Genomic DNA, 12,914 nt, shown 5'->3' with positions numbered 1-12,914 from the left:
CATGATGGCCTTTGCCTTCCCCTCAAAAACGACTAAGAAGCGCTGAAAGCCGCGCCTCAAGACGCCACCGGAGCCCGTCATGACCGAGATCCTGCAAACCCCGAAGCTCGTCACCGTGTTTGGTGGATCAGGCTTCCTCGGCCGCCATGTCGTCCGGGCGCTGGCCAAGCGGGGCTACCGCATCCGCGTCGCGACGCGCAGGCCCGAACTGGCCGGCCACCTGCAGCCGCTCGGCAATGTCGGCCAGATCCAGGCGGTGCAGGCCAATCTGCGCGTGCGCTGGTCGGTCGAGCGCGCCGTGCACGGCGCCGACCATGTCGTCAACCTCGTCGGCATCCTGTTCGAATCGGGTTCGCAGTCATTTTCGTCGGTTCAGGACGAAGGCGCCCGCGTGGTGGCCGAGGTGGCGCAGGCCGCCGGGGCGAAGCTCACGCACGTCTCTGCCATCGGCGCCGATGCCGGATCGGAATCGGTCTATGGCCGGACCAAGGCGCTTGGCGAGAAGGCGGTCACCGAAACCGTCAAGGACGCCGTCATCTTCCGTCCCTCGATCGTGTTCGGTCCCGAGGACCAGTTCTTCAACCGCTTCGCCAACATGGCGCGGTTCTCGCCGGCACTGCCGCTGATCGGCGGCGGCACCACGCGGCTGCAGCCGGTGTTCGTCGGCGACGTCGCCGAAGCCGTCGCCCGGTCGGTGGATGGGCTGGTCAAGGGCGGCCAGGTCTACGAACTCGGCGGCCCCAATGTGATGACGTTCCGCCAGGCAATGCAGCAGATGCTCGAGATCATCGACCGCAAGCGCATGCTGGTCTCCGTGCCGTGGTGGCTCGCCTATCTGCAGGGACGCATCCTCGGCCTGCTGCCCAAGCCGCTGCTGACCACCGATCAGGTGACGCTGCTGAAGAGCCCCAACGTGGTTTCGACCGAGGCCGAAGCCGAGGGCCGGACGCTCGCCGGCATCGGCATCTCGCCGCAATCGACGGCGGCGATCCTGCCCTCCTACCTGTGGCGTTACCGCGTCGCCGGCCAGTTCACGCATCGAAGCGAGGCCTGACGCAGGGGCCCTTGCCCACGTGGAGCTGATCGCCGCTTTGCTTCCCGAAGGGCTCGCGCCCTGGGTTGCCGGCCTGCTGACCGTCGCCAGCTTCTTCACCTCGGCCCTGACGGCCGCCTTTGGCGTCGGCGGCGGCATCGCCATGCTCACCCTGATGGGCCTCTTCGTGCCCGTCGCGTCCCTCATCCCCGTGCACGGCGCCGTGCAGCTCGGCTCCAATACAGGCCGCGCCTGGCATCAGCGCGCTTTCGTGCGCATGGACATCGCCGCGCCCTTCGTAGCCGGCAGCGTGGTCGGAGCCATCGGCGGGGCATTCCTCGTCGTGCAGCTGCCGGATTCGCTTTTGAAGCTCATCCTCGGTGCCTTCGTCCTGCTGCTTACCTGGGCGAAAATCCCCGGCATCGAGCGGCTGTCGATGCTTGGGCTAGGCTTGGCCAGCATCGTGCTCGCGGTCGCCACAATGTTTGTCGGCGCCACCGGGCCGCTGGTGTCGGCAATCTTCGCCAACTTCTTCCAGGACGACCGCAAGGCGCTGGTGGCCACGCATGCCGTCGCCATGACGGCCCAGCACTTCCTGAAGATCGTCGTCTTCGGCGTGGCTGGCTTCGCCTTCCACACCTGGCTGCCGCTCATCGTCGCCATGGTGCTTTCAGGCTATCTCGGCACGATCTACGGCACCCGGCTGCTGGAGCGGCTGCCCGAAGAAGCGTTTCGCAGATGGTTCAGGATCGGCCTTACCGTGCTGGCGCTCGATCTGCTCCGACGCGGCATTTCCGGCCTCCTGTAGGGTCCGCTCAGCCCCAGATGAAGAGCGCAGCGAGGCCGACGAAGCCGACCAGCAGCCGCCACCAGGCAAACAGCGCAAAGCCGTGGCGCGACACGTAGTCGAGCAGGTAGCGCACGACGATGACCGCCATGAAGAAGGCGGCGACGAAGCCGACGCCGATGATCGGCAGGTCGGCCGCCGACAGCACGTCGCGGTTCTTGAAAAGATCGTAGGCAAAGGCGCCGGCCATGGTCGGCATGGCGAGGAAGAAGGAGAACTCGGCCGCGGAGCGCTTGTCGGTGCCCATCAGGAGCGAGCCGACGATCGTGGCGCCCGAGCGCGAGGTTCCCGGGATCAGCGCCAGGCACTGGAACAGGCCGATCTTCAGGCAGAGCGACAGCGGATAGTCCATCACGTCGTGATAGCGGGGGCTGAGGTCCAGCCGGTCGACCCAGAGCAGGATGAAGCCGCCGAGAATCAGCATGATGCAGATCAGCTTCGGCGTCTCGAACAGCACGGTCTTGATGAAATCATGCCCGAGCACGCCGAAAAAGGCGGCCGGCAGGAAGGCGATCAGGATGCCGAGCACGAAGCGCCGGGTGCGCGGATCGGACGGGAAGTCGATCAGCATCTTCCACAGGCGGCCGAAATAGACCGTCAGGATGGCGAGAATCGCGCCAAGCTGGATCAGGATCTCGAAGGCCTTGCCGGTCGACTTGAAGCCGAGAAAGTGGCCGGCAAGCAGTATATGGCCGGTCGAGGAGACGGGAATGAACTCCGTCAATCCTTCCAGCAGCCCGAGCAGAAGGGCTTCCACGATGGTCTGATGTTCCATGATAGCTCCGCGAATCGACAGGCCGCATCTGCTTGTCACGGCGCGGAACTCACCCTATAGCTCGTGCGCCGTGGCGACCCCTGAATCGGGGCGCCCAACTTCTAGCGGCGGGGCCGGCCCGAGACCAGCCGCATTTTCAGTTTATCGCAGGATCATGCTCACTCTTTTCCATCACCAGATGTTTGCTACCTGTCGCTTCGTCCGCCTGGCCTTCGGCGAGTATGGCGAGGAACTGGCGCTGATCGAGGAAAAGCCCTGGACGCGGCGCAAGGAATTTCTGGCGCTGAATGCCGCTGGCACGCTGCCGGTGCTGCTCGCCGAGGGCGACGTGCCGATCATCGGCGCGCATGTGATTGCCGAATATCTCGACGAGACGCGCGGCGCGCTGAAGCGCGATCGCCGGCTGCTCGCCGAGGACCCGATGGACCGCGCCGAAATCCGCCGCCTGGCCGACTGGTACCTGGTCAAGACCGAGAGCGAGGTGACGCGTCACCTGGTGCGCGAGCGCGTGCTGAAGCCGCTGATGCCCGAAGCGCTCGGCGGCGGCTCGCCCGATTCCTCGGCCATCCGCGCGGCGCGCGCCAACATCCGCCAGCACATGAAATACACCAACTGGCTGGCCGGCACGCGGCCCTGGCTCGCCGGGCCGCGCATCACCTATGCCGACCTCGCGGCGGCGGCGACGCTGTCGATCCTCGACTATCTGGGCGAGATCGACTGGAGCGGCCACAATGCGGCACGCGACTGGTACACGCGGATGAAGTCGCGCCCGTCCTTCCGGCCGCTGCTCTCGGACAGGGTGCGCGGGCTGTCGCCGGCTGCTCACTATGCGGACCTCGACTTCTGAGCGCCCTGCAAGGGGCGAAACCCTGCGGCAGCTGATCGCCCGCGAGGCTGAACGGGCGGGCTTCGACGCCGTCGCCGTGACCAGCCCGGACGCCATCCCGCTTGCGCCCTCCCGGCTTCGGCAATTCGTCGCCGAAGGCTTCCACGGCTCGATGGACTGGATCGCCGAAACGCTCGAGCGCCGTGCCGATCCGAAGACGCTGTGGCCCGAAGTGCGCTCGATCATCGTCGTCGCCATGAATTACGGGCCCGACCGCGACCCGCGCGACATTCTCGCCCGGCCGGACCGCGGCGCCATCTCGGTCTACGCGCAGAACCGCGACTATCACGACGTGATGAAGGGCCGCCTGAAGGAAATGGCCGGCCGCCTGGTGGCGCGCGCCGGCGGCGACGTGAAGGTCTTCGTCGACACCGCCCCGGTGATGGAAAAGCCGCTGGCAGAAGCCGCCGGCATCGGCTGGCAGGGCAAGCACAGCAATCTGGTCAGCCGCGAACACGGCTCCTGGCTGTTCCTGGGATCGATCTTCACCACCGCCGAAATCCCCGCCGATGCTGCCGAGGAAGACCATTGCGGCTCCTGCCGCGCCTGCCTCGACGTCTGCCCGACCGACGCCTTCCCTGCCCCCTACCGGCTCGATGCGCGGCGCTGCATCTCCTACCTCACCATCGAGAACAAGGGCCCGATCCCGGCCGAATTCCGGCAGGCCATCGGCAACCGCATCTATGGCTGCGACGACTGCCTGGCCGTCTGCCCGTGGAACAAGTTCGCCACCCAGGCCTCCGAGGCGAAGCTGTCGGCGCGCGAGGACCTGCGCGAGCCGGCGCTGGCCGACCTGCTGGCGCTCGACGATGCCGCTTTCAGGAGCCTGTTCTCCGGTTCGCCGGTCAAGCGCATCGGCCGCGACCGCTTCCTGCGCAACGTGCTCGTCGCCACCGGCAATTCGGCCGACCTCACCCTCGTTCCGGCCTGCCGCACGCTGCTTTCCGATGCCTCGCCGCTGGTGCGCGGCGCGGCGGTCTGGGCGCTGTCGCGGCTGGTTGCGGCCACGGAATTTGCCACCCTCGCTCTCAAGCACCGACCCGGCGAAGCCGACGAAACCGTGCTCGCCGAATGGGCCGGCGTCCAGGAAGGGCTCGCCCACCGCGCGCGCGGCGCGCAAACCGCAGGAAACGCATGATCGAAAAAGCCTTCATCTTCGGCGCCGGCTATTCCGGCAAGGCCTTCGCCGCGGCGCGCTGCGATCCGGCCGTCGGCATCGCCGGCACGTCGCGCACGGCGGAAAAGTTCGACCAACTCCGCGCAGCGGGCGTCGCCCCTCTCGCCTTCGACGGCGAGGCGCTCACCGGCGACGTCGCGGCGCAGCTTGCCGGCACCACGCACCTGATCGTTTCCATCGCGCCCGGCGAGGCCGGCGACCCGGTCCTCAACGCCGCGCGCGATGCCATCACCGCCGCCATGCCGAAGCTCGCCTGGATCGGCTACCTGTCGACCGTCGGCGTCTATGGCGACCATGCCGGCGGCTGGGTCGACGAGGAGAGCGAATGCCGGCCGGTGTCGCGCCGTTCGGTGATGCGGGTCGCCGCCGAGTCCGAATGGCTGGCCCTCGGCGAGGAGACCGGCCTGCCGGTCGCGGTGCTCCGCCTGTCGGGCATTTACGGCCCGGGCCGCAACGCCTTCGTCAACCTCGAGAAAGGCACCGCCAAGCGCCTGGTCAAGCCCGGCCAGGTGTTCAACCGCATCCACGCCGCCGACATCGCCGGCGCGCTCTGGCATCTGGCGGAACGCAACCAGGGCGGCATCTTCAACGTCACCGACGACCTGCCGGCGCCGCCGCAGGACGTCGTCGCCTATGCGGCGGGCCTGATGGGCGTCGAGCCGCCGCCGGAAATCGCCTTCGAGAGTGCCGAACTGTCGCCGATGGCGCGCTCCTTCTACGGCGAGAACAAGCGCGTTTCGAACGCCAGGCTCAAGCAGTCCGGCTACCGTTTCCTCTACCCGGACTATCGCGCCTCCTTCGCCGCCATGTGGGCTGACGGCACTTGGCGGGGCGGCGGCGACAGCGATGCGCGCAGCGCGATGAAGCGCTCGTGATCGAACAAGCGGCGCGAACGTGCTATGATTCGAGCCGAGGGGTTCACGCAAACATCACGCTGCAGGAATTGCATGGCACCTGAACTTTCAATGTCCGCACTGTTCGACAGATTTCGCAGGAGCGCTGCGCGGCTGCTGCCGGCGGCCCTGCTGGCCGTCGCGATGCCGATGTTCGATGCGCCGCCGGCTGCTGCCGCCGAGCTCGCCAAGGACCTGTTCGGGCGCACTGCGCTGCCCGCCGCACTGCCGGCAAAATCCTATGGCTTCTACTCCAAGGGCTGCTTTTCCGGCGGCATTGCAATCGCCAATGACGGCCCGCACTGGCAGGCCATGCGCCCGTCGCGCAACCGGCGCTGGGGCCATCCGACGATGGTCGCGCTGATCGAGAAGCTGTCGCGCGAGGCCGTCGCCGACGGCTGGCCGGGCTTGCTGCTCGGCGACATCTCGCAACCGCGCGGCGGCCCGATGCTTACCGGCCATGCCTCGCACCAGATCGGCCTCGACGCCGACATCTGGTTCACGCCGATGCCGAACCGACGATTGACGGTCACCGAGCGCGAGAAGATCGGCGCCGTCTCGATGATCAGGAAAAAGGGGCTCACCGTCGACGAGAGCGTCTGGACGCCGGCCCGTGCACGCCTGCTGAAGCGCGCCGCTAGTTACCCCGAGGTCGAGCGCATTCTCGTCCACCCGGGCATCAAAAAGAAGCTCTGCGACACCGTCACGGGTGACCGCAGCTGGCTGCAGAAAGTCCGGCCGTTCTGGGGCCACGATTCCCATTTCCACGTCCGCATCGGCTGCCAGCCCGGCTCGCCCGACTGCAAGAGGCAGGCGGCGACAAATCCCGGCGACGGCTGCGACAAGTCGCTCGCCTGGTGGTTCACCGAGGAGCCGTGGCGCCCCAACAAGGACCCGGACGCGCCCAAGGCGCGCGACCTGATGACCATGGACGCCCTGCCCAAGGCCTGCCGCGCCGTGCTCGATGCACCCTCGCCGGTCTCCGAGGCTGCCGTCACGCTTGGCGGCAGCGGCTCCGCCATCGCCGCGGCCCCGGTCCAACCGGAAACGGCGGGGCTTCCGCTATCGGCCAGCGCCTTCCTGCCTGCACAGGGCAGCCCGGTGCCGCTGCCGCAATGGCGCCCCGACAACTGAACCGCGGCCGGCCTTTCCTCTCCCGGAAAACCTCCCTATAGGTTGCAGCCGGCCTCGCCGGCTGCTTGCGGCGATACCGCCACCTCATTGGAGCCCGTCCGGATCGGAAGACGCTCCAGCCGTCTGGAGCGCTCACCCGGTGTCTTCGAAATACAGACTTGCGCTCATCGCGCACGACCAGAAGAAGGACGACATGGTCGCCTTCGTCGAGGCCCATCGCCCCTACCTGGCCGGCTGCGCGCTGTTTGCCACAGGCACGACGGGGCAGCGCATCCTCGAGGCCTGTCCCGAACTCGATCTCCAGCGCCTGAAGAGCGGTCCGCTCGGCGGCGACCAGCAGATCGGCGCACTGATTTCGGAGGGAATGGTCGACGCGCTGATTTTCTTCGTTGATCCGTTGACCCCGATGCCGCATGACGTCGATGTCAAGGCGCTGACCAGGCTTGCCATCGTCTACGACATACCGATGGCGCTTAACCGCGCAACCGGGGAAATCATGCTCAAGGCCAGGGAAACCGGCTGAACCACGGCCAGTCGGGACGGGAACGCAGATACACCATGGGACAACCGGAAGCGGACGGCTTTGAATTTCCGATCCTGATCGGCGACATTGGCGGCACCAATGCGCGCTTCAGCGTCGTCATGGACGCCGAGACCGAGCCCGGCGAACCGCAGATCGTCCAGACGGCGAGCTTCGCGACGATCGACGAGGCCATTCGTGCCGCCGTGGTCGAGCGCCTGTCGATCCAGCCGCGCTCGGCCATCCTGGCGGTGGCCGGGCCGGTCAATGGCGATGCGATCCCGCTCACCAACTGCCCCTGGGTGGTACGGCCCAAAGGCATGCTGTCGACGGTCGGCCTCGGCGACGTCGTCGTGCTCAATGATTTCGAGGCGCAGGCCCTGGCCGTCGTGGCGCTCGGCGACCGGCATCTCGAGCAGATCGGCGGCGGCGCGGCCGAGCCTGATGCCAGCCGCGTCGTGCTCGGGCCGGGCACCGGTCTCGGCGTTGCCGGTCTGGTGCATTTCCAGGGCAAGTGGATCCCCGTTCCCGGCGAGGGTGGCCACATGGATATCGGCCCGCGCACGCCGCGCGACTACGAGATCTGGCCGCATATCGAGCCGCTGGAGGGCCGGGTGTCCGGCGAGCAGATCCTGTGCGGCCGCGGCCTGGTCAGCACCTATCGCGCCGTCGCCAAGGCAGACGGCAAACCTCACCCTTTCACCCAGCCGGCGGAGATCACAGGCGCAGCGCTCGACCGGAGCGACCCGATCGCCGAGGAGGCGCTGGAGCTCTTCGTGACGTGCCTGGGCCGTACGGCAGGCGACCTTGCGCTGGTGTTCAAGAGCCGCGGCGGCGTGTTCCTGACGGGCGGCATAGCGCCGAGGATCCTGCCGGCGCTGAAGGCCGGCAATTTCCGCGCGGCCTTCGAGGACAAGGCCCCGCACCGCGAAATGATGGCCTCGATACCCGTCTATGTTATTACTCACCCGCTCGCCGCGCTGGCCGGACTGGGCGCCTACGCCCGCGAGCCCTCGCGGTTCGGCGTCGAGACTGCCGGCCGCCGGTGGCGCGGTTGAACGAAAGCCGCCTGACGGGAAAACGCATGACTGACATGAGCCTTGTTATCGTGGGAGCCGCTGGCCGAATGGGCCAGACGCTGATCCGCACCATCCACGAGATCGAGGGCGTGCGCGTCGCCGGCGCGCTCGAGCGCGCCGGATCCCCCGCGATCGGCAAGGACGCCGGCGAGCTGGCTGGCGTCGGCCCGATCGGCGTCGCCATCACCGACGATCCGCTGCCTGCCTTCGCCAGCGCCGACGGCGTGCTCGACTTCAGCGTGCCTGCCGTCAGCGTCGAGTTCGCCGGCTACGCCGCGCAGGCCCGCATCGTCCATGTCATCGGCACGACCGGCTGCTCGGCCGACGACGAGGCCAAGATCGCCGCGGCCGCGCGCCACGCCACCATCGTCAAGTCCGGCAACATGAGCCTCGGCGTCAACCTGCTCGCCGTATTGGTCGAGCAGGCCGCGAAGGCGCTCGACCCCGAGGACTTCGACATCGAGATCCTCGAAATGCATCACCGCCACAAGGTCGATGCGCCGTCAGGCACCGCGCTGCTGCTCGGCGAGGCCGCAGCCGCCGGGCGCGCCATCGGCCTTGCCGAAAACAGCGTGCGGTCGCGTGACGGTCACACCGGGGCACGCAAGGCGGGGACGGTGGGCTTCGCGACGCTGCGCGGCGGCTCGGTGGTCGGCGACCATTCGGTCATCCTGGCCGGTCCGGGCGAGCGCATCACGCTTTCGCACCAGGCGGACGACCGCAGCATCTTTGCGCGCGGCGCGGTCAGGGCGGCGCTTTGGGCGCGCGAGCGCAAGCCGGGTCTCTATTCGATGCGCGACGTGCTGGGGCTCGGCGCGGCATGACGCTGCCGCGCATTACCTCCAGCCAGGCAACCCTTTCCGGCTCTGCGAGCCGTTCGCCCGGGATCGGCCCGGTCCCGTTCACATATTCCGATCAGTCATAGGAGAGACCATGTCCGGCACACTCGTGCTCGTCCGCCACGGCCAGAGCGAATGGAATCTGAAGAACCTTTTCACCGGCTGGCGCGACGTCGACCTGACCGATCTCGGCCGCGAGGAAGCCAAGGCCGGCGGCGAGCGGCTGAAGGCGCGCGGGTTGAAGTTCGACATCGCCTTCACCTCGGACCTGATGCGGGCGCAGAAGACCTGCCAGATCATCCTCGACGTGGTCGGACAGAGCGATCTCGAGACCATCCGCAACCAGGCCCTCAACGAACGCGACTACGGCGATCTCTCCGGCCTCAACAAGGACGACGCGCGCAAGAAGTGGGGCGAGGAACAGGTCCATATCTGGCGCCGCTCCTACGACGTGCCGCCGCCCGGCGGCGAGAGCCTGAAGGATACCGGCGCACGCGTCTGGCCCTACTACCTGCACGACCTGCAGCCGCATGTGCTGCGCGGCGAGACCGTTCTGGTCGCCGCGCACGGCAATTCGCTGCGCGCGCTGATCATGGCGCTCGACGGCACCTCGGGCGAGGAGATCGTCAATCTGGAGCTCGCGACCGGCGTGCCGATCGTCTACAAGCTCAACGCCGATTCCACCGTGGCTTCCAAGGAAGTGCTCGCCTAGGCGAGGCTGTCGATGTCCTGGTCCGACAGGTTCATCGGCACGACGGTGACGGGGATCGGGAAGGCGGCGCCCTTGCCGGCGATCGAGGCAACCAGCGGTCCCGGCCCCTCCTTGGAGGCGCCGGCGGCCAGCACCAGGATCGCGATGTCCTGGTCGTCCTCGATCAGCTTGTGGATCTCCTCGGCGGGCTTGCCCTCGCGCACCACCAGCTCGGGCTCGATGCCGAGCTTCTCGCGCACCTTGCCGGCATAGCCGTCGAGCGCGGCGTTCGCCGTCGCCATCGCCTCGTCGCGGATGATCTTCTCGACGCCCAGCCAGTGCTGCACTTCACCGGGCTCGATGACATAGAGAAGCACGAGCACGCCGCCCGTGGTCTGCGCACGGCGCGACGCATAGGCCACGGCGCGTTCGCATTCCGGCGTGTCGTCGATGATCGCCAGGAACTTGCGGCGGTGGCCGGCTTCCCGGCTCAGGCGTTTAGAGACCATCTGTCATCCTGCTTCGAGACCTGATCGCGCGGCAATCTGCCATCTGCCGCCCCGGGCGGCAAGACGGTGCAGAGTGACGCTTCGTCAGTCGCCGAGCAACCCGATGATCTCACGCACCGATTTCATCGTCGCCTCGGCCCGCGCGCCGGCCCGTTCGCCGCCGTCGCGCAACACTGCATCGACATAGGCCTTGTCGGCCGAAATGCGGCGCATCTCGCCGGCGATGGGCGCGAGTTTCTCCACTGCAAGGTCGGCCAGCGCCGGCTTGAAGACGGAGAACTGCTGGCCGCCGAATTCCTTGAGCACGGCTTCCTTGGAGATTTCCGCCAGTCCGGCATAGATGCCGACGAGGTTTTCCGCCTCCGGCCTTTCTGCCAGGCCGTCGAGTTCGCTCGGCAGCGGCGCGGGGTCCGTCTTTGCCTTGCGGATCTTCTTCGAGATGGTGTCGGCATCGTCGGTCAGGTTGATGCGCGAGAGGTCCGAAGGGTCCGACTTCGACATCTTCTTGGAGCCGTCGCGCAGGCTCATGATGCGCGCCGCCGGTCCGCCGATCACCGGCTCGATGAGCGGGAAGAAGCCGTTGACCTTCTCCTCGCCGACCATCATCTCGACGCCGCAGCCAAGCTCGGCGATGCGGTCGGAGAAGTCGTTGTTGAACTTCTGGGCGATGTCGCGCGTCAGCTCGACATGCTGCTTCTGGTCGTCGCCGACCGGCACCTGGGTGGCGCGGTAGACCATCATGTCGGCGGCCATCAGGCTCGGATAGGCGAGCAGGCCGAGCGAGGCGTTCTCGCGGTCCTTGCCGGCCTTGTCCTTGAACTGTGTCATGCGGTTCATCCAGCCGATGCGCGCCACGCAGTTGAATATCCAGGCGAGCTCGGCGTGCTGCATCACCCGGCTCTGGTTGAAGACGATGTGCTTCTTCGGGTCGATGCCCGAGGCCAGGAAGGCCGCCGTGATCGAGCGGGTCTGGTCAGCAAGGTCTGCATGGACGAGCTGCGCGGTGATGGAGTGGAGATCGACGACGCAGTAGATGCAGTCGCTGGTTTCCTGCAGGGCGACGAACTTCTTGATCGCGCCGAGATAGTTTCCGAGGTGGAGGTTTCCGGTCGGCTGGACGCCGGAGAAGACGAGCGGCTGGAAGGTGGTCATTGTCGTTGATCCCGATGGCTTGTGGAGGGCCGTTTCGCGCGCGGCGAAATGCGAGAAGGGCTTATGGACGAAGCCCTGTCCGGGATCAAGTATTCACGGTACGGCCGCCCCGTGGCGCGGCGGCGGGGGCTTTCGCCGCCGAACGCGGCAAGGTGCGGCGGCGAGCCGGCATGCCGACCAGCAGGCCAAGACGCGGCGGCAGCTTCTCGGCTAGCATCGCAAAGGCCAGCGAACCGGCGAAGGTGGCAACCACCACGAGGAACCAGGCGGGCCAGACGCCGAGATCGAGCGGCAGCACGTAGTAAAGCGCGGCGATCACCACCGTCTGGTGGACGATGTAGAGCGGAAAGATCTTGCGGTTCAGCCACATCAGTGCCGCGCTTTCGCGGTCGAAATATTTCGCGCCGAAGCCGACCAGCGCCAGGATCATCGACCAGGCCAGGGCAAAGACCAGCAGCTTGAACAGCGGTGTGACGTCTGCGTAGTTGCCGAGGAAATGCCCGCCGGCGTCGGTGAAGCAGAAGAGATAGAGATAGGTCGTCAGCACGAAGGCGAAGGCGGCGCTGTGGTAGCGGCGCTCGACGATCGCGGCGATGACCGCGGCATGGTGGCGGGCGACCAGGAAGCCCAGCCCGAACCAGCTCGCCCAGGCAGCAAACCAGGCGCCGTCACTGTAGAGCGCATTGGTCTGGCGCGGGAAGAACGGCGTCAGAACGAGGTTCAGAACCAGCGGAAATAGGAAGAACAGGTAGATTCCGTCGCTTTTCGCCGTTCGCTCGAACCAGTCCGTCACCGGTTTGGCGCGCGGATGCGACAGGATCCGGAACACCGGATAGCAGACGAAAGACATGACCAACAGGTAGGCGACGAACCACATGTGCGCCCAGGTGAAATTGCCCACCGGGTAGCGCCCCTCGGTGAAATAGCGCGTCACCCAGAAGGTCAGCAGCGAGCCTTCATAGCCGTCCTCGGCCATGCGCTCGAACCAGACCTGCGGCACGATGATCACGCACATGGCGAAGATCAGCGGCACGAAAAGCCGGACGAAGCGCTCCTTCAGGAAGGCCGAGGCGGTGGCCGAGCGGAAGGTGAACCAGGTCCCCATGCCGGAGACGAAGAACAGCAGCGCCAGGCGCCAGGCGCGCGGGAAGTCCATCGTCAGCTGCAGGCCGAGGCTGCCCTGCGGGCTCTTCATCAGCCAGTCCATGTCGGGAAAGAAGGCGACCGAGGAATGGTAGACGATGAGGATCAGAAAGGCCGAAACGCGTAGCCAGTCGACGTAGTGAAGTCTGGCGCTTGGCGGCATCAGGACTCTCCGGGCAATCGCAGGCGGCGGTACGCAGGCCCGCCGATCAGGCGCAACCTGACCCGGTTTTGTT

General features: G+C 67.0%; 14 protein-coding genes. 10 read left to right on the top strand and 4 right to left on the bottom strand.

Annotated features, from left to right (window positions below; translation table 11 throughout):
- Window positions 1-79 precede the first annotated feature (79 nt).
- Window positions 80-1,054: a complex I NDUFA9 subunit family protein gene (locus ACT2BZ_RS07790; RefSeq protein WP_457940310.1), complete on the top strand. Its 975-nt coding sequence runs from the start codon at window positions 80-82 to the stop codon at window positions 1,052-1,054.
- Between the two features lie 19 nt (window positions 1,055-1,073).
- Window positions 1,074-1,841 (top strand): sulfite exporter TauE/SafE family protein, encoded by a 768-nt coding sequence (locus ACT2BZ_RS07785; RefSeq protein WP_457940309.1) that lies wholly within the window; start codon window positions 1,074-1,076, stop codon window positions 1,839-1,841.
- A 7-nt stretch (window positions 1,842-1,848) separates the two neighbouring features.
- Here ACT2BZ_RS07785 and ACT2BZ_RS07780 read toward each other — a convergent pair whose 3' ends face one another.
- Window positions 1,849-2,655 (bottom strand): undecaprenyl-diphosphate phosphatase, encoded by an 807-nt coding sequence (locus ACT2BZ_RS07780; protein ID WP_457940308.1) that lies wholly within the window; start codon window positions 2,653-2,655, stop codon window positions 1,849-1,851.
- Between the two features lie 154 nt (window positions 2,656-2,809).
- Here ACT2BZ_RS07780 and ACT2BZ_RS07775 point away from each other — a divergent pair, with 154 nt between their 5' ends.
- From ACT2BZ_RS07775 to ACT2BZ_RS07740, 8 genes are all read left to right on the top strand, one after another.
- Entirely contained in the window at window positions 2,810-3,502 is a 693-nt protein-coding gene (locus ACT2BZ_RS07775) for a glutathione S-transferase family protein (RefSeq protein WP_457940306.1), read from the top strand.
- Entirely contained in the window at window positions 3,483-4,679 is a 1,197-nt protein-coding gene (gene queG / locus ACT2BZ_RS07770; protein ID WP_457940304.1) for a tRNA epoxyqueuosine(34) reductase QueG, read from the top strand. The genes ACT2BZ_RS07775 and queG overlap by 20 nt, the downstream gene beginning before the upstream one ends.
- On the top strand, window positions 4,676-5,593 hold the full coding sequence (locus tag ACT2BZ_RS07765) for an SDR family oxidoreductase (protein ID WP_457940302.1): 918 nt from the start codon (window positions 4,676-4,678) through the stop codon (window positions 5,591-5,593). The genes queG and ACT2BZ_RS07765 overlap by 4 nt, the downstream gene beginning before the upstream one ends.
- Window positions 5,594-5,683: 90 nt before the next feature.
- A complete protein-coding gene (mepA, locus tag ACT2BZ_RS07760; RefSeq protein ID WP_457940300.1) occupies window positions 5,684-6,745 on the top strand; it encodes a penicillin-insensitive murein endopeptidase in 1,062 nt (353 codons plus the stop codon).
- 139 nt (window positions 6,746-6,884) lie between these two features.
- Entirely contained in the window at window positions 6,885-7,268 is a 384-nt protein-coding gene (locus ACT2BZ_RS07755; RefSeq protein ID WP_457940298.1) for a methylglyoxal synthase, read from the top strand.
- Between the two features lie 35 nt (window positions 7,269-7,303).
- Window positions 7,304-8,323 (top strand): glucokinase, encoded by a 1,020-nt coding sequence (locus ACT2BZ_RS07750; protein WP_457940296.1) that lies wholly within the window; start codon window positions 7,304-7,306, stop codon window positions 8,321-8,323.
- A gap of 26 nt (window positions 8,324-8,349) precedes the next feature.
- On the top strand, window positions 8,350-9,168 hold the full coding sequence (dapB, locus tag ACT2BZ_RS07745; protein ID WP_457940294.1) for a 4-hydroxy-tetrahydrodipicolinate reductase: 819 nt from the start codon (window positions 8,350-8,352) through the stop codon (window positions 9,166-9,168).
- A gap of 109 nt (window positions 9,169-9,277) precedes the next feature.
- Window positions 9,278-9,895 carry a 2,3-bisphosphoglycerate-dependent phosphoglycerate mutase gene (locus ACT2BZ_RS07740; protein WP_457940292.1) on the top strand — a complete coding sequence of 206 codons (618 nt, stop codon included), beginning with the start codon at window positions 9,278-9,280 and terminating at the stop codon, window positions 9,893-9,895.
- On the opposite strand, the gene ACT2BZ_RS07735 is transcribed toward ACT2BZ_RS07740, so the two are convergent.
- The 3 genes from ACT2BZ_RS07735 to ACT2BZ_RS07725 form a co-directional block, all read right to left on the bottom strand.
- A complete protein-coding gene (locus ACT2BZ_RS07735) occupies window positions 9,892-10,383 on the bottom strand; it encodes a universal stress protein (RefSeq protein WP_457940290.1) in 492 nt (163 codons plus the stop codon). The genes ACT2BZ_RS07740 and ACT2BZ_RS07735 overlap by 4 nt on opposite strands.
- Before the next feature lie 84 nt (window positions 10,384-10,467).
- Window positions 10,468-11,535, bottom strand: a complete 1,068-nt coding sequence (gene trpS, locus ACT2BZ_RS07730) for a tryptophan--tRNA ligase (protein ID WP_457940288.1) — start codon at window positions 11,533-11,535, stop codon at window positions 10,468-10,470.
- 85 nt (window positions 11,536-11,620) lie between these two features.
- Complete coding sequence (locus ACT2BZ_RS07725) at window positions 11,621-12,841, bottom strand: acyltransferase family protein (protein ID WP_457940287.1); 1,221 nt, start codon at window positions 12,839-12,841, stop codon at window positions 11,621-11,623.
- Window positions 12,842-12,914: the final 73 nt, after the last annotated feature.

Source organism: Mesorhizobium sp. 10J20-29, assembly GCF_054130485.1.
This window is presented reverse-complemented; position numbering and strand designations above follow the sequence as displayed.